The 16,781-nt window shown below is 31.3% G+C and carries 14 protein-coding genes and 1 tRNA gene; 9 read left to right on the top strand and 6 right to left on the bottom strand.

From position 1 onward, the window contains the following. Positions 1-47: 47 nt before the first annotated feature. The 8 genes from AWE51_RS13350 (at position 48) to AWE51_RS13320 (ending at position 9,619) form a co-directional block, all read left to right on the top strand. Positions 48-2,441, top strand: a complete 2,394-nt coding sequence (locus AWE51_RS13350) for a TonB-dependent receptor domain-containing protein (RefSeq protein WP_066314223.1) — start codon at positions 48-50, stop codon at positions 2,439-2,441. Positions 2,442-2,528: 87 nt separating this feature from the next. Beyond that, on the top strand, positions 2,529-2,663 hold the full coding sequence (locus AWE51_RS27125) for a hypothetical protein (protein WP_255420533.1): 135 nt from the start codon (positions 2,529-2,531) through the stop codon (positions 2,661-2,663). A gap of 83 nt (positions 2,664-2,746) precedes the next feature. Next, complete coding sequence (locus AWE51_RS13345) at positions 2,747-4,021, top strand: hypothetical protein (RefSeq protein WP_066314222.1); 1,275 nt, start codon at positions 2,747-2,749, stop codon at positions 4,019-4,021. An 18-nt stretch (positions 4,022-4,039) separates the two neighbouring features. After that, positions 4,040-4,369, top strand: a complete 330-nt coding sequence (locus AWE51_RS13340; protein ID WP_066314221.1) for a hypothetical protein — start codon at positions 4,040-4,042, stop codon at positions 4,367-4,369. 98 nt (positions 4,370-4,467) lie between these two features. Then, positions 4,468-6,681: a peptidase domain-containing ABC transporter gene (locus AWE51_RS13335; protein ID WP_066314220.1), complete on the top strand. Its 2,214-nt coding sequence runs from the start codon at positions 4,468-4,470 to the stop codon at positions 6,679-6,681. 339 nt (positions 6,682-7,020) lie between these two features. Beyond that, positions 7,021-7,611 (top strand): hypothetical protein, encoded by a 591-nt coding sequence (locus tag AWE51_RS13330; protein ID WP_066314218.1) that lies wholly within the window; start codon positions 7,021-7,023, stop codon positions 7,609-7,611. Continuing rightward, on the top strand, positions 7,608-7,961 hold the full coding sequence (locus AWE51_RS13325; protein WP_082832428.1) for a hypothetical protein: 354 nt from the start codon (positions 7,608-7,610) through the stop codon (positions 7,959-7,961). The genes AWE51_RS13330 and AWE51_RS13325 overlap by 4 nt, the downstream gene beginning before the upstream one ends. Positions 7,962-8,053: 92 nt before the next feature. Then, positions 8,054-9,619 carry a GNAT family N-acetyltransferase gene (locus AWE51_RS13320; RefSeq protein ID WP_066314216.1) on the top strand — a complete coding sequence of 522 codons (1,566 nt, stop codon included), beginning with the start codon at positions 8,054-8,056 and terminating at the stop codon, positions 9,617-9,619. Between the two features lie 473 nt (positions 9,620-10,092). Here AWE51_RS13320 and AWE51_RS13315 read toward each other — a convergent pair whose 3' ends face one another. The 3 genes from AWE51_RS13315 to AWE51_RS13305 all read right to left on the bottom strand — a co-directional run bounded on the left by AWE51_RS13315 (position 10,093) and on the right by AWE51_RS13305 (position 13,051). Then, positions 10,093-11,175: a hypothetical protein gene (locus AWE51_RS13315; RefSeq protein ID WP_066314214.1), complete on the bottom strand. Its 1,083-nt coding sequence runs from the start codon at positions 11,173-11,175 to the stop codon at positions 10,093-10,095. Positions 11,176-11,458: 283 nt separating this feature from the next. Continuing rightward, positions 11,459-11,532 (bottom strand) — tRNA-Arg (locus AWE51_RS13310). A gap of 181 nt (positions 11,533-11,713) precedes the next feature. Continuing rightward, a complete protein-coding gene (locus tag AWE51_RS13305; RefSeq protein ID WP_066314209.1) occupies positions 11,714-13,051 on the bottom strand; it encodes an SPFH domain-containing protein in 1,338 nt (445 codons plus the stop codon). A 379-nt stretch (positions 13,052-13,430) separates the two neighbouring features. Between AWE51_RS13305 and AWE51_RS13300 the strand changes: the two genes are divergently transcribed. After that, positions 13,431-13,946 (top strand): adenine phosphoribosyltransferase, encoded by a 516-nt coding sequence (locus AWE51_RS13300; RefSeq protein ID WP_066314207.1) that lies wholly within the window; start codon positions 13,431-13,433, stop codon positions 13,944-13,946. Positions 13,947-14,005: 59 nt separating this feature from the next. Here AWE51_RS13300 and AWE51_RS13295 read toward each other — a convergent pair whose 3' ends face one another. From AWE51_RS13295 to AWE51_RS13285, 3 genes are all read right to left on the bottom strand, one after another. Continuing rightward, positions 14,006-14,827, bottom strand: coding sequence for a hypothetical protein (locus AWE51_RS13295; RefSeq protein ID WP_066314206.1), 822 nt, complete (start codon positions 14,825-14,827; stop codon positions 14,006-14,008). A 117-nt stretch (positions 14,828-14,944) separates the two neighbouring features. Continuing rightward, positions 14,945-15,094 (bottom strand): SsrA-binding protein, encoded by a 150-nt coding sequence (locus AWE51_RS27010; protein WP_066314204.1) that lies wholly within the window; start codon positions 15,092-15,094, stop codon positions 14,945-14,947. 114 nt (positions 15,095-15,208) lie between these two features. Beyond that, entirely contained in the window at positions 15,209-16,780 is a 1,572-nt protein-coding gene (locus AWE51_RS13285) for a M56 family metallopeptidase (protein ID WP_066314203.1), read from the bottom strand. Between the last annotated feature and the right edge of the window lies 1 nt (position 16,781).

Here is a 16,781-nt window from a genome sequence, read left to right as displayed (position 1 = left end):
AATTGAAACAGTACGCATTAATTTTGAGATATAGATATACAAATTATATGAAAGATACAATCATCATAGCACTCCTAACATTAACAAGCTGTTTAGCTTATACTCAGACGTATCAAGGCATCGTTAGAGATTCGCAAAATAAGGCAATAGCTTATGCTAATGTGATTGTACAGAATGCTACTGATGATTCGCTAATTACAGGAGTTATAACAGATGAAGAAGGAAAATTTAATATATCAGTTAAAACAGATCTACCTTTTGTTTTACTAATTAGTTTTATTGGTTATGAAAATTGGAAAAAACAAATAACCATACATGAAGATACAGATTTAGGTATCATTTCTTTAGTAGAAAGTAATAATCAGTTAGACGAAGTTGTTATTAGGGCCGAGAAAAAACTGATTGAACGAAAAGTAGATAGGTTAATATTTAATGTCGAAAATTCAATTGCTGCAAGTGGAGGTGATGCACTGGATGCATTAAAGGTAGCGCCACGAATTAGGGTTCAGAATGACGAGATTTCTATGATAGGAAAAAGCGGAATGAGGGTTCTAGTAAACAATAAACTTATACAATTAGCAGGAGATGATTTATCTAATTTTCTAAAAACAATTAGAACAGATGATATAAAAAGTATCGAAGTAATTACTAACCCACCTGCAAAATATGCTGCAGAAGGTAATAGTGGATTAATAAATATTAACTTAAAGAAAGCGAAGCTTAATAGTTGGAACACCTCATTACGTTCATCGTATCAACAAGCAACTTATCCTACAGGCAACGTAGGAGTAGGATTTACGTATCAAAAAAATAAGTGGTCTTTATTTTCTGATGTTAACTATTCTAACGGATCGATAGCTCCTTTAAGAAGAAATAAAATATCTTATCCTGAACAGTTCTGGAATGAACGAAGCAATCGCCGAGATTACAAAGATCTTATTGCCTATAAATTAGGGACTAATTATCAAATTTCAGATAAAACAAGTATAGGTGTTCAGTATATAGGAAATTATGGCAAACCAGATATAGTCGAAAATAATAGAGCAACGCTAACCAATAATTTAACACAAGAATTAGATTCTTTAATTAGCACGAGAGCAAGAACGAATAGAGAGAAAAAATACAATTCGATCAATACAAATTTTACCTATACTATTGATTCGATTGGTAAGATACTCTCGGTAGATATTGATTTCTTTAAATATCAAAATAATGATAATAGAAATGTGTCATCAAATAATTTCTTAGGTGATGGTTCTTTAATAACGGATTCCTTTTTTTCTGCTCAAAATATAGGAAAACAAGATATCACTAATTATTCTGCGAATCTTGATATGGAACACCCATTAAAAAATATAAGCCTTAATTATGGAGGGAGGCTATCGTTTTCTGAAACAGATAACAAGGTTGTCTTTAATGATTTGTCGTCGGGAGTTTCTGTTTTTGATCCTTCTCAAAGTGACGAGTTTAACTACACAGAAAATACCCAGGCACTATATTTCTCAGCCCACAAAAATTTTGGAGATAAAATAGAAGCAAAAATAGGCGTGAGAATGGAAAATACTGAAATTAAAGGGCAGTCTATTGTATCCAACCAAACGAACAATAATTCGTATACAGAATTTTTTCCAACGGCTTACCTATCATATGTACCTAGTGATATGCATACATTTTCTCTAAACTATGGTAGACGAATCGATAGACCTACATTTAGTTGGCTAAATCCCTTTAGGTGGTATTCTTCTAACTTTTCATTCTCTGAAGGAAATCCTAATCTAACACCTTCATTTACTCATAATATCGAGTTGGATTATACCTATAATGATAACTGGATTAATTCATTGTACTTTTCTAGCTTAGAGGACGGTTTTGAGTATGTTACGATTGTAGACGAAACAACAAATACACAACGGTTGTTTGCACAAAATTTTATAAAGACAAATATAATAGGACTTTATGAAATGATATCATTCGAACCATTTAAAGGAGTTTCTACAAGCCTAGTAATGAATGTGTATTACAGTGACTCCAGATCAAGTATACCTGTGACAAATCAATCACTAACAGGATGGAATTTAGAGAGCTATATAGGAAGTGATTTTGTACTTTATAAAGACAAAAAAATACTTTTTAATGTATCATATATATTGGCTTCTGATGGAGTGGATAATTTAGACAGGAACACTGCTCTATCACAATTAGATGCATCATTAAAGTTTTTCTTACTAGATAAAAATTTACAAATAACCTTATCAGGAAATGATATTCTTAAAAGTAATCAACCTGAATATAAAGGGTTCTCAAATAACTTAAGAACAAGCTTCAAAAACTATTATGATACCAGAAATTTTAGAGTATCTCTGGTATACAATATTGGTAAAAAAATAGATGTTGAAGAACGTGAAATTAAAAACGAAGAAGAAAAAGATAGAATTAATTAAGAAATACTTGCAAGTAAGACCAAAGAAGAGCTCTTAAGTCTTTAAACTAATGGGCCAACAAACTATTAATTTATAAATTTTTTAAACATGAAAAATCAAAAATTTGATGTAAAAGGCTTCTTAAATGTAAAAACTCTTTCTCCACTAGAAGAAACTCAAGTAAAAGGAGGAACAGATAAAGTGAAAGTAAAAGTAAAAGTGAAAATTAAAGCTGCGGCTTAATTAACTTTTCTGAAATTATTATCACTAGAACTAAGGAGTGTAAGCACTCCTTAGTTTTACATCTAACTTAAAATTAATGAATTATGGATACGTTAATCGAAAAAGAAATAAAATTTAATGAGAATTGGTGGGACGATTTTTGCTTGAAAAACGAAAATTTTACAAAAACGAGTGTAATTGAAAATGCTTTAAGTGATATCGATGTAAAAAAACTAAGCATAGAGGTTCTAAATATTTTGAAAAATATGTTTGAGTATAATGTTAATGTAGAGGGTTTTCGTTTTTATTTAGGAGATGAGGAACAAAATGAAAATTACATTAAAAAAAATATATTCAACAACCCTCCTTTAGAAAATGAAGACATTTTAGCATATTCAGAAAGAGTGTTTAAAGGTGAGAAATTTGCTATTATCATGAATTTTACCGAAAAGTATTCGAATGAAATGGCAAAGATAATTAGAGAAAAAATAGATCCGCTAATCCAAAAAAAGGGATACCCGTTATTAGGCCTGGACGGAACTATTTTTATTGGAAATTATGAGTATACTCCTTTAGGAATACATCAAGATAGAAGAGGAGAAAATGTAATACATTTTCACTTAGGACCAGGAGATAAAATTATGTATAACTGGGAAGATGACGTTTATGCAAAATATGCAGATTCAAAGCCTAACAACCCTAATATAGAACCGTTACTACAGCATGCGCAAAAATATCAGTTTAAAACAGGAGATGTGTATTATATGCCCTGGAATAAATGGCATGTAGGGTATTCAGGAGAGTTGTCTTCAGCTATTACATTATGGTTTAATAACCCTACTAAACAGACATACACTGAAGAAATGTTTAAATCATTTACGTTACAATACATTAATGAAGATGATTCTATTCTAAGTTTAGATAGTGATACCAGTAATGTTAAACCTTTATTAGCAGTAGAGAATATTCAAAAAGATAATACCCTTTTTGATGTTTTAAATTATGTTAGTGAAGAATATAGATTAGCAATTCTAAGCAACGGGGGATGGTCTGGTTTACCCACAACCTTATCATTAGAAAAAGTCTTTGATTTAGAAGAAGACTATATCATGTTAAAAGATAAAAAAATCAGTACTCCCAATTTCTTCAAAATATATTTCACAAAATATGAGGATGAGTTAACTTTTTTTGCCAGAGGTTATAAAATGGAAATAAAATATCATCCAGAACTAGAGAATATCATTAAAAAATTGAATACTCATGAAGTATGTAGTGTCGATTCTTTAATAAAAGATCTTTCAAAAGATTGGCCCATAGAAGCTAGCCTTTATTTTCTGGCTTTGCTATACGATAAAAAAGCAATTGAGATTATTGAATAACAGCCAAAAGAAAATCCTATGATTAGTTTTAGTATTTCGGCTAAGAATGACGGAGCCAATGTAAAGTTAGTAAGTACAAATAAAAAATTTGTATTCACTTCTACTTTCAAGAAAAATAAAAAAGAAGAAATAGTTTCTTATTTAGAAAATGCGATAGGCTTGCCTAAAGCAGACGACACCAACATAAACATAACTATCGAAAATCCTTATGGGGTTAGTATAATCTTAAATGATCAATCAATAAAAATAAAGTTGAAGAGTACCAAAAACGATACTGGTATTACAAAAGAACTGGTAACAAAATTAAATACTATTGTTAAAGATGTATCAAACATTATTAATAGTTAAACCGGTATTACATTCAAATTTATACTAAAGAGTATACCATAATTAGGATTATGTTTCTGATAATTAATAACTCATAATTTCATCTAAAATATATTTTTATGTCTTTTCAATTCACACATCAGCATGATAATATGGATTGTGGACCTGCTTGTCTAAGTATGGTTGCCAGTAGTCATGGAAAAAATTATCCTTTAAAGTATTTAAAAGAAAATTCTTCGATTACTCGAGAAGGTGTGTCTTTAAATGGAATAAGAGAAGCAGGAAATGATATCGGGTTTGATGCTATAGCGACCAAATTAAATATCGAAGAACTTAAAGGACGAAAAGATTATTTTCCTGCTATTCTTCATTGGAATCAGAACCATTTTGTAGTATTAAGAAAAGTCTCTAAAAATATATTTACCAATAAATACTATTACCATATTGCAGATCCTGCACATGGCTTAATTAAACTTTCAGAACAAAAGTTTTTAGAATCTTGGTACTCTGAAGACGAAGACGGAATAATTTTATTTTTAATACCGAGAGAAGAGTTTTATGAAAAAGAAGTTGTCGAAAAAGAAGAAATATCAATTAAATATATTTTAAGCTTTCTTACCCCATATCGCAAACAGCTAACCTATATGTTTTTATTATTACTGTTTGGTAGTGGTTTAACCCTAATTTTTCCTTTTTTAACGCAAATGTTGATCGATAAAGGAGTTAATGCTAAGGATATTGATTTTATCTTTATAATTCTTTCGGCTCAGTTGGGTGTGTTTTTAGGAACTATTACTATAGATATTTTTAGAAACTGGTTAATGCTCTATATTGGAACAAATTTGAGTATTACTATTATTTCAGATTTTATAAAAAACATTTTAAAACTTCCCATTAAGTTTTTTGATACAAAAAAGAAAGGAGATTTTATACAAAGAATACAGGATAACGAACGAATAGAAGAGTTTTTAACCTCTCAAAGTTTAACCACGTTCTTCTCGATTATAACTTTTGTTGTGTTTTTTGGAGTGTTTATATATTATGATTACAAAATATTTGTAGTCTACCTTTTTTTAACAGTAATATCTGTTATGTGGTCCTTCTTTTGGCTCAAAAAACGTAAACGGTTAGATTATTATAGATTTCAACAAAGAAGTCAAGATCAGGAATCTATTTATGAAATCATCAATGGTGTAACAGAAATGAAAATCAACCAATTTGAAGATTTTAAACGATTAGAATGGGAAAAAATTCAAAAAAAACTGTTTAACCTTAATATCAGGATTCTTAGAATAAACCAAATACAAATTTCTGGTTTCGAATTTATTAATCAGTTAAAAAATATAATTGTAACCTTTTTAGCAGCAACTTTTGTGGTCGAAGGTAAGATGACTTTAGGAGCATTATTAAGTGTGTCTTATATAATAGGGCAAATGAACTCACCAATTGATCAGTTAATTAGTTTCTTTCGCTCTTTGCAAGATGCCAAATTAAGTTTAGAACGATTAAACGAAGTCCAAAATCACCCAACAGAAGAACAAGACGATCAAAAAAAGCTTCAAAATATAGAAGCGATAAAAGAAAATGGCATAAAAAAGGGGATACGATTAGTAAATGTTAGTTTTAAATACGGAACAGCAATAGCACCAAATATTTTAGAAAACGTAAACCTATGTATTCCCGAAGGAAAGGTGACAGCAATCGTAGGAGCTAGTGGTAGTGGTAAAACTACGCTAATGAAATTGTTATTACGTTTTTATAATCCTAATAATGGTAAGATATTTTTTAATGATACAAATATACTCGACCTATCTCCAAAAAGTATAAGAGAAAACTGCGGAGTAGTCATGCAAGATGGTTACATTTTTTCTGATACTATAGAAAGAAACATAGCTACAGGAGACACCGATATAGATTATAAAAAGCTTGCTTATGCACTTAAAATTGCCAATATAGAAGAGTATATAGAATCTCTGCCGTTAAAATTAAAAACAAAAATAGGAGCCGCTGGCAATGGCATTTCTGGAGGGCAGCAACAAAGAATCCTTATTGCCAGAGCTATATATAAAAATCCGAGGTACATATTTTTTGATGAAGCTACTAGTGCCCTAGATGCAGAAAACGAAAAAATAATTCACGATAATTTACAAGGCTTTTTTAAGAATAGAACAGTAGTGATCATCGCACATAGGCTATCAACGGTAAAAAATGCAGATCAAATTATCGTTTTAAAGAAAGGTGGCATCGTAGAATATGGCAATCATCAAGAACTGGTAAGTACCAAAGGGGATTATTATAGTTTGGTGAAAAACCAATTAGAGCTGGGCTCTTAAAAGAGTGTAAGAGAGTATCAATGAATATACTACTGTGATGATGAGTAAAGACCAGAGTAAATAATGCGGTTAAAACAAAGCCTTAAAAATAAATTGATCATTCGTTTGCAATAAAAATGATGTGTTTTTTATTGTAGAATATCCCTGACTATTTTTAGTTGGGGATTATTTTTTTATGCAATTGCGGTTTGCCGTAAAGAAGTGAAAATAAATGTAAATATATTCACGGTTATAAATATTAAAAAAGTGAACATATATCTTGATTAACATGGTATATGTATACTTGTATACTAAAAATATGTTTACTAGTGAACATAACGAATTGTTAGGTGCAATTAGATGGAAGACTTAAAACCAAATAATACGGAGCTAAAATTTCTAACCTTAGCATACAATCGATTTTATGATTTGTATGATGAGGTAATGAATGATGATTATTGGCAAAAGGATGAATGGGAAAGGTTTTCGAAAATAAAACAAGCCTTCGCTATTTATGCGGAATTGTTAAACTACGAACCGATTAAACATGTGATTGAGCAATTAAAAACTGCCAGACCACCAATGGAATCAGAAATTGGTAGTGAACTGTTTAAATTTGTAAGGAATGTTGTGTCTCACTTTCCATTCTTTAACTCTTGGGATTCAGTTTGGGTTAGTAAACCGATCATTAATTGGTATCGAGAAGGATTAACAATCGATCGATTCTTAAAGAAATATGAAGGACACCAGGAAGTCAAGTACCGGTTTTGGGAAGAAAAAAAGAAGAGAATGACCTACTTGAAAATAAGTTTCCCTGAAGCCTATAATGATAAATCCAAAATATTTCTCAATGAAATGATTTCAGAAAAAGAAGGCGTGAAATTCTCTTTCATTCTTATGAGACAGATTATGGATACACAAGTAGAAGAAGTAAAAGAGATTAAAGAATGAAGAATTTCAATTTTTTCAAAACTACAATGCCGAACACCAGAAAGGCTGACTTTTACTTGGGCTGTTTAGATGGTTCGGTATTTATTGATTTCAATAGAATAGGAACAAACAAAATATCATTAGTCCGAATTTCATTTGACGGATATGGATGCTGTAATTTGGATAAAAAAGCTGAATCGCTAAATAAAGAGGAATCGGCATTATTTATTGAGGAGTTGAATAAAGAAAACTTAAATCAAGAAGCAATAACGGCATTGGTAAAAAAGACGATAGAAATAAATGAAGAACATATTTGGAATGATGCTCTTCAAGAATATGAGTTAATAGAAAAGGATAAAAAAAGCACCTAACACTGTATATGAAATCATAGCACCCTGCGGGATGCTCCGCTTCATATACTTAACGTTATAAGCAATAAGCCAAAACCTGAAAAGAGAAAAATATGAATACTCACGCTGACAAAACACAGGATAATAAAAGACAATCGATATCAGCTGCTAGTTCTCAAGTGCAGAGCGGTAGTGATTCTACTTTTCAATTCGTCGACAATCGACCTGAAGCTGTTGTCCAGCGGATACTGCAAGAGATGGCTAATAATAGTCCACAAGCTAAACAAGCTGCTCAATTGCAGGAAATGACAAATAATTATTCTGCGCAACAACAAAATCCCATTCAAAAGAAAGAAAATAACACAGGGTTACCTGACAATTTGAAATCAGGTATAGAAAATCTCTCTGGTTATTCCATGGATGATGTGAAGGTTCATTACAATTCAGGTAAACCTGCGCAATTACAGGCCCATGCTTACGCTCAAGGGACAGATATTCATTTAGACTCTGGACAGGAAAAACATTTACCTCATGAGGCTTGGCATGTTGTACAACAGAAGCAAGGAAGAGTAAAGCCAACAATGCAAATGAAAGGCAAGGTGAATGTGAATAATGATGCTGGGTTGGAGAAAGAGGCAGATTTGATGGGAGCTAAGGCTTTATTTGAGAGTAGTTTTACAAGTAATCAGAAATTAAATAATGAAATTACTAGTTCGTATAGCGAATCACCTACAACAGTTCAAATGAAACCTACTTTGGCTAAAGTAGTTTGGGGTGTTACTCACGCTGTTAAAGAAGTGGATGGAAGTATATTAGGGGAAGGTGGATATGAAGAAAGTGAAATTGGACCTTGGGGCGAGCTAGTACAGAATGAAGTAGTCAAGGTTGATGATGAAGATCTTTTTATCTCTCGAAGAGGGGCTAATCAAGAAATTGAAGCAAATAGAGAAAGCGATAGGACAAGACAACCTAATGTAGAATGGATTAGAGCATTGAAAATAAAAGGCATTGATGTAAAAGCCTTAAATGTATATATCAGAAGTGAAACGATCCATATAGGTGAAGATGTAGTTGACCCTGAAGCAGGTTGGTCTAAGGTCACGGTTAAGGATGTTGTCTGGGATGATGATGTTATGTTACAGGGTGTTAAAAAGATAGGTGATGAATATGCAGAAGTTACTGAAGGGCGAACTCATGATAAAGGTAGAAATATTTGCTCTACTGACTCGATGGATCAAGATGATGAGGGTTTAGATGTAGCACGAGACTTTGCTGATAATCCACCCTATCGTGATATAAGTACATATGGCGACAATGCCAGAACTAAATTTGCTGAATCACAGGGCAGTTCCCTAATAGGTGTTATGCAAATTACGGTTGAAGGAAAGGATTCTGATCGTTATCTATATATTAAATGGTTATTAGGAAGCAGGTCTAGTAGAGGCGCTGGTGTAGCACTAGTACGAAGTGCGCTGGAACATGCCATTCAGAAATCTATCATGAAAGTAAAAGTTGAAAGTGCAAAGTCTGCTGTGGACTGGTATGAAAAGCGAGGGTTTTCAAAGGTTGGTAATGCACAACACATGAACGATATGAACGAAGAAGAAACGTGGGATGATGTGCATATCGATTGTGGATGTGCTGAAATGGAACTCCAATTCTATTGGGGCAAGAAATAGTAACATTGAAATAGAAGTTGACCCTTTTAATCAATTTGAGTTTTTTAATATTAACAATTTCAAAATAAATAGAATTAACAATATTAAATTTGAGATTATATTTGATTTTAATATTTATGACTTCTCAGAAAATGATTGGATTGAGAGTAAACTTATTGCCAGATATGAAAAAATGAAAGAATAAAACCTATACTAATATTGCGCACAAGACCCAGTTATCCTTAGTCTTTTTACTAGTATAGTAAAAGCATTCTTGGTTTTTAAAAAAAATACATATTTATACTTGTTGTGATCCCAATGATAAAAAGTTCGAACTTTTTAACTGATTATCTAGATAGTGTTTTTAATCATGTAAAAGAGTATAAAGCCTTAATGAAAGCTAGCTAAGACTATTCTGCCTGAAAATATTTTGACTCTTATGTAACTTTTGGAGAGAATAAAAAATAACGGTTTTGTACCCTGTGCTTCTTATCCTATTCATTCGAAAAGCAAGGAATAACATCTTCTTCAAAGTAAGGTTTTTGATTTGCCCAAAACATATAATTAACCTTCAAAAAATATTTTGCAAAAGAATTTAGCATTGGAACAAAATTTCTTCTATCCTTTTTACCGTTGTCTTTATTTTCTTCATAATCTTTATCAGTCCCCGTTTTACTAATATAATTTCCGTCTTGAATCGCAATTCCAAGAGGAACTGTGAATTTTCCTTCGTGCATTTGTGCAAGAGCGTGATTCAGCTGTCCTTTTCTAGTAACCATTAAATCAGGTCCGCCAAGTCCAACACCAATGTCTTCTCCATATTTGTAAATGCTTTTTAAATATCCTTTGTCGTCAAATGGTAGCCATTCTCCAGGAATAAAATTAGCGTATATCATCGTTGTTACATTTGGAAATGCTTTTTTAACTGCTAACATATTATTTTTAATTCCCTTAAGATAATTTGCTTCGGTAAAACTAGGATCTGTTTTACTACTAACTCCAATAGCTGTCTCCTGAAGATTAATTCCTTCTATTTCCTTATTAAACTCGTTTCCTAATGCCATAAGTAATATTGCAAAACGTTCTTGAACTTTTTTATTCCATCTTTTAGCTGTCCAACCTTCGGGTTCTCCATCATCATTATATTGAAAAACTGCACCTCCATCATATTCATTAGTCAACAAATAATTTGGAACAGCTTTATACCTTTTATCAAATGTGGCATCTTGTAACTGAATAAAAAGTTTTTTCCCATACTTTTTTAGATAGGCTATATCTTCTTTAATTATAGAAAAATCGTATTGCCCTTTTTTAGGTTCTAATTCTTTCCAAGAATACATTATCTGTGCTCCTTGAAACCGAGGTATGAATAATAATGGATGTTTTGTAATTAATTCTCTATCTCTTGAAAAATACACAAAATGTCGAATACTATCTTGGGGTATTGGACAAGTGAAATTGATATATTTTTTATAGGCATCTTTATATTTTTCGGATGGGTTTCTCTCATTTTGTGCATTTAATGATATACATATAAATAGCAAAAGAGAGGAAGTGAAAAAACGTTTAATTTTCATTTAGGTATTCAGGTTTTGCATTGAGTACAACAATTGTATAAAGGATATATATCCTTTATTTCCTGAATATAAAAGTAATAATAATCAACAAAAAAGCGAGACAATATTGTCTCGCTTTGGTAAAAATTGTCTTGTTGTGACCTCGGCAGGATTGGTTAATTCCCTTTCCTGACAAAGCTCCACTTTGAAAATCACAAAAAGAATCATTTCGCGATTTCCCAAAAAAGAAGCGAGCTTCATTTCTGAAACTCGCTTAGAATTCACATTTTTTGTGATCTATTTGTGACCTCGGCAGGATTCAAACCTGCAACCTCTTGAGCCGTAATCAAGTGCACTATTCAGTTATGCTACGAGGCCGTTTTGCGGGTGCAAATATAACGGTTTTTTATATTGCTAACAACATTTATATAATTTTTTTGAGAACTAAAAAAAAGCTACTCATTAAGTGTAGAAAAATAAGTTCTAATCACCTAATTAGAGTAGCTAGGTACATTAACTATAACATTTTGTATTATAGTCTTTTAGTTAGCTTTATGATTTATTGACTTTGACCTGTCATCATTTTTTTTGCTAAATCTGCGCCAATCAAGGATTGCAATAAATTACCATTACTATCTTTTTTACCACCATCTTGGATGTAAATTTCAGGTAGTTTAAGCTCTTTAAGTTCCCGGGCAATGTTAACCGAAGTTTTATATTCCCACTCAGCTCGCTCTTGAGGAGTTAATCCAGCATTTACCAATTTTGCATTTTCATAAGACTGTGCATCTGCCATGGTCTTTTGCGTTTTTGCTTTAAACTGTGCTACCTCATAATTTTTACGTTCCTCGATAAGATTAAATTCGGCTACTTTGGCTTTGGTTTCAGCTTCAATAGTTTTTTGAATTTGTTCTTTTTCAAGTCGTGCACGTTCTGTTGCTTTTTCAGCTTCACCTTTTGCAATTTCTTTTTGAGCACGATAAAACTGTCGTTCTGCTTGTTGTTTTTCTAGTTGCGTTTGTGCTACCTCTTCTTTTTGTAACTGCAAACGCTTATCAAAAGTAGTTTCCCAATCGATTTCTGTAACAACAGCCTGTACTACAGTAAGACCATAGGCCTTTAATGAATTTCCATGTTCTCGTATTGGCTCTCCATTAATATATTTAATTCTATAGCGTTTTTGTTTAGAATCTTTGTTTACGACCGTTCGAACTATTGTACTGTCACCAATAATTTCTCTTTGTTCACTTGCGATATACTCTTCTAAGACATACATACCATTCTCTAATTGATCTTTAAAATATCGATCAAAGTCAGAGGCCTGACCAGAAATATAGTCTTGTGCATCCATAAGTTTACAAGTGTTTTTTATAGATTGATCGATATTGGGTATAATTCTAGAACGAATTAAGTTTTTTTCTGTCTTATTACGATCGGCAACCGATAAAAACTGAGTCTCGTCTGCCGTATTGATACTAATCACAACAGAAGTTGCAATTCTTGCTTTTACGGCATCACTAAACGCCCAATACTTTGCGATATCTACATTGGCATATTTACTTTGTTCTCCTAATTCCCCATCTTTTTTGTTAGGGATCACGTATTTGATTGGCAGTTCAAATTGTATAGGGATTAATCGACCCCACATTTTGGTATTAATACCTTGATGTACTACTGCTTTTTGACTCCCCCATGGGTATTGCACCGCATAGGCAGTACCTGGTTCTGCATAGAAGAACATACCAGAGATAACACTAAGTATAAAACCGATCCCGATCATCTGGAAATTACGTTGTTTTGTAAACCAGTTTAAGGCTTTTATAGTTTTAAAAAAAGGTTTGATAATGAGCATGATAATTCCAACAAGAATCATCAGAATTCCAATAATTGTTAGCATATAAGATAAATTTTTTAAGGTTGAATGATTGTTTTTTGTTTACCCGAAGAAGTAATTTTGTTTACATGATTACTGTGTTTTTAGATATGAATATTAAGATTAGTTTGTTACTGCTTTTTTAATATATCAGAAGAAAAAGTATTGGCAAAGCTTTTATAATAAAATCTACAAAACTGATTATGTATTTATAACTATAAAGATGAATGTTGTTTTAAATTGAAATGTTTAAGTCTTGAAAGATGTTAATGAATATAACTTTAATATAATTTTTGGTTTATGTATGTAATAATTGAAGGCGATTTTTTAGTGTTGTTTTTATTTTCAAGGGGATTTTCATGTTTTTTTCGGCTCTTTTTTTAATTTTCATTATTTTCGACCGATGAACATACAAGATTTTATTCGAGATATTTCTGATTTTCCTAAACCTGGAATTTTATTTAAAGACATTACTCCTTTATTGGCTAATCATGAGGCTTTAGTAAGTTGCGCTGATCAGTTGTCAAGCTTTTGTCCTAAGGATGTAAAAATAGACAAAGTGATAGGTATAGAATCAAGGGGATTTATAATTGGTGCAATGATTGCAGAACGCCTTGGTGCTGGGTTTGTTCCGGTTAGAAAGAAAGGAAAATTACCATATACAGTAAAATCTAGAAGTTATGGACTTGAGTATGGTGAGGACACTTTAGAGATTCATACCGATGCTATTGTGCCGGGAGAGCATGTTTTAATCCATGATGATGTATTAGCTACAGGAGGAACTGCAAAGGCAGTATGTGATTTGGTTACAGAATTGGGGGGTAAAGTTGTACAGTGTAATTTTATTATGCAACTCGATTTTTTAAAAGGAAAAGATAAATTAGATGTTCCTATACAATCATTACTAACTTATAGTTAAAAAAGAAGCCCTCATATAATGAAGGCTTCTCAACAAAAACTATAAAATTAATGGGAATATTATTTTTTAGTAGTTGCTATTATTGCTCCGTCTTTTGCTTTATCACCATAAATACTGATAGCTGTTTCGGGTTTTAGGAAATCCACTTTATCCAGTTGATCTGTTTTTGCGAGCTTATCTAACGTATCAAAGCTTACTTCTTTTCCATCTATGATAATGAGTTTTTCTATATCGGGATTATCGATAAAATTAAATTTTTGATGTTTTCCGTTTTGAAAAGGGCGTAATTTTTGACCGTTAAATGTAAATGCGCCGTCCTCATCTTCTTCAAATGTAAAAGAACTCATAATTTGATCTTTTAATTTCTGAAAATCAAAATGGTTTCCGTTAATCGAAAGAGAGTCTGATTCTTCATCAAAGTTAAAATTAAACGCAAAATTGTGTTTTTTCATAATACTGTCCATGTCTACCTGAACATGATTAAAACCAGATTGACTTTTCCAAGCTGCGATATCAAATACTCCAGAGTTTGAGATATATAAATTTCCATCTTTATAGCCAAGCTTGATTTCGGAAATAGGAGTATTTGAAGAAGAGGAGTATTGACTTTTAGAGTTACCTTTCTTAAGAACAATACTTAAGCTGGTAAGCTCATTTTTGTTATTATACTCGATTTTCTTAAGTATTAATTCAATACCACTCTCTGCAAAGAAAGCTTTTAGATCTTCGAGTTCTTTTTCTGAAGTATTCTTGTTTATAACTGCAGTTACTTCATCAGATTGTTTTGTGCTGATTTTTAATGGTTTGCTAGAATCTGATGTAGAAGCGGTTAAGGATAATGTACCTAGTACAGTCATTCCTAAAAGTATCCATTTTTTCATCTGTTCGTATTTTAGGTTATTTGTTTAGTGATGTTATAACTTCATCATAATTACGAAGAATTGATAATGGTGTTGCAAAAAAAAATGATTTTTTATGCTAGGGGAGTGTAGTATGCTTTATAAAGCTCTTTTGGTTACATATAATCTCCATCCAAATATAAGTAGTTGTAATTTTGAAGCTTTGCCTAGATCTAGGCGCCTTTTGGTAAAACTTGGAAGAATCAGTTTATTGATTTTGGCAAGGATAGAAAATAGTATTTTTTTCATATTACTAAAATACTCAAAAACTCGCTTTGTTAAGTGAGTTTTTGAGTAAAAATAACAATTATGCAATATGCTAAATAGTTATATTTTTATGATCATAGATATTGATTTGCTTGTTTATTTTTTTGTTTTAACTTCAATAACTCCATTCTCACCTTTTTTACCATATTTTTTTTCGGCTTTCTTTCCTTTATAAACATTCATGCTTTCAATATTTTCAGTGTCTAAGTTTTCCATTTCTTCTTTTGACGACTCTTTTCCGTCAATAAAAAATAGTGGATCTTTTTTAGCTCCGCCGTTAAAAAAAGCATAGGTTTTTTTGTCTTTTGTGTTTATTTTGAAATACCCTTCTTCTGGACCATGAACTTCTTCTCGGATGATTTTTCCGTCTTTATCCTTTATTTTAACAGTTTTAGATCCATTATTGTTAGAAACAATATACTCTTGTTTGTTATTGTCAGAATGGACCTCTAGTATTTGATCTTTGCCTTTTTCACGTATTGATATAGAATTAATATGATCAGATTGTCCTATACTTATACCATGTGTTTTGCTGTTATATAAAATTACAAAAGACTGTATGGGGGATTCATTTTGTAAAGAGTAGTTGGCATTGCTCTTTTTAGAAGATACATTTACCATAATACCTATTATTTCATTATTTGTATTTCTTTGGATGTTAGAAAACTTGATATCTACATCATATTCATCTTTAAAAGTGTCTTTGATACGATTTAAATCTTTTTTGGATGAGCTTTTGGTGATTTTAAATTTTACTATTTTTTTATCTCCTTTAGTGGCATTGCTAGAGGTTGTAGTATTGTTTTCTTTTATTTTGACAATTTCATTGGTATTAAAACTCCATAAGAATAAGCTTAGGAGTGGGATCACAATAGCAATTTTCCATAATTGTTTTTTCTGAGAATTTTGTTTGTTTAACATAACAATTCGTTTTTTGATTAATGATTGATAAAAATTATTAGTAATAGTAGAGTAGTTATTTGATGATACACTCACCAAAGTCATAAAATATTCTTTCTTAGAGTTTACTTGATTAATAGTTTCTCTGTCGGCAATAAATTCTAGATTTTGTTCAGTGCTTTTTTTGTAAAACCAAACAATAGGATTAATCCACTGAAAGATTAAGAAGAGATTGGTAATAATGATGTCTAATGTGTGGTTTTGAGTGACATGTATTTTTTCATGTTTAAGAATCATACTAAGCTCTTGACTAGAGTGTAACTTTGGATTGTAAACGATATAGTTAAAAAATGAAAAAGGACTTATATCTTCTTGAACTTGAACAAATTTGAATTTTGTTTCTTGGGTGTAATTATGATTTTGTATAAGTTTAAATAAGGATATTAATTGAATCGCGAAGCGAATTGAAAATACAAGCACACCTAATAAGTAAGTTATAAAACCTATGAGCCACCAATTTACTTTTGTGGATAGTTCATTTATTGGGGAATTTTGTTTTGATGCTATAAGGTATATGTCAGGTTGATCAATAAATGTGATAAAAGTAAACTCAACAAAAGGTAGTACAAGAGATAATAAGATTCCTGTTAGTAAAAAATGCCTATTAACAGTAAAAAAAGTATTTTTTCGAAGTAGTACATAATATACCAGGTAAAAAATGGCTAGTAATATACTGGATTTAAGAATGTATAGTAAGAAAGCTTCCATA

The sequence above is a fragment of the Aquimarina aggregata genome, from assembly GCF_001632745.1.
GTDB classification, from domain to species: Bacteria; Bacteroidota; Bacteroidia; order Flavobacteriales; family Flavobacteriaceae; genus Aquimarina; species Aquimarina aggregata.
This window is presented reverse-complemented; position numbering and strand designations above follow the sequence as displayed.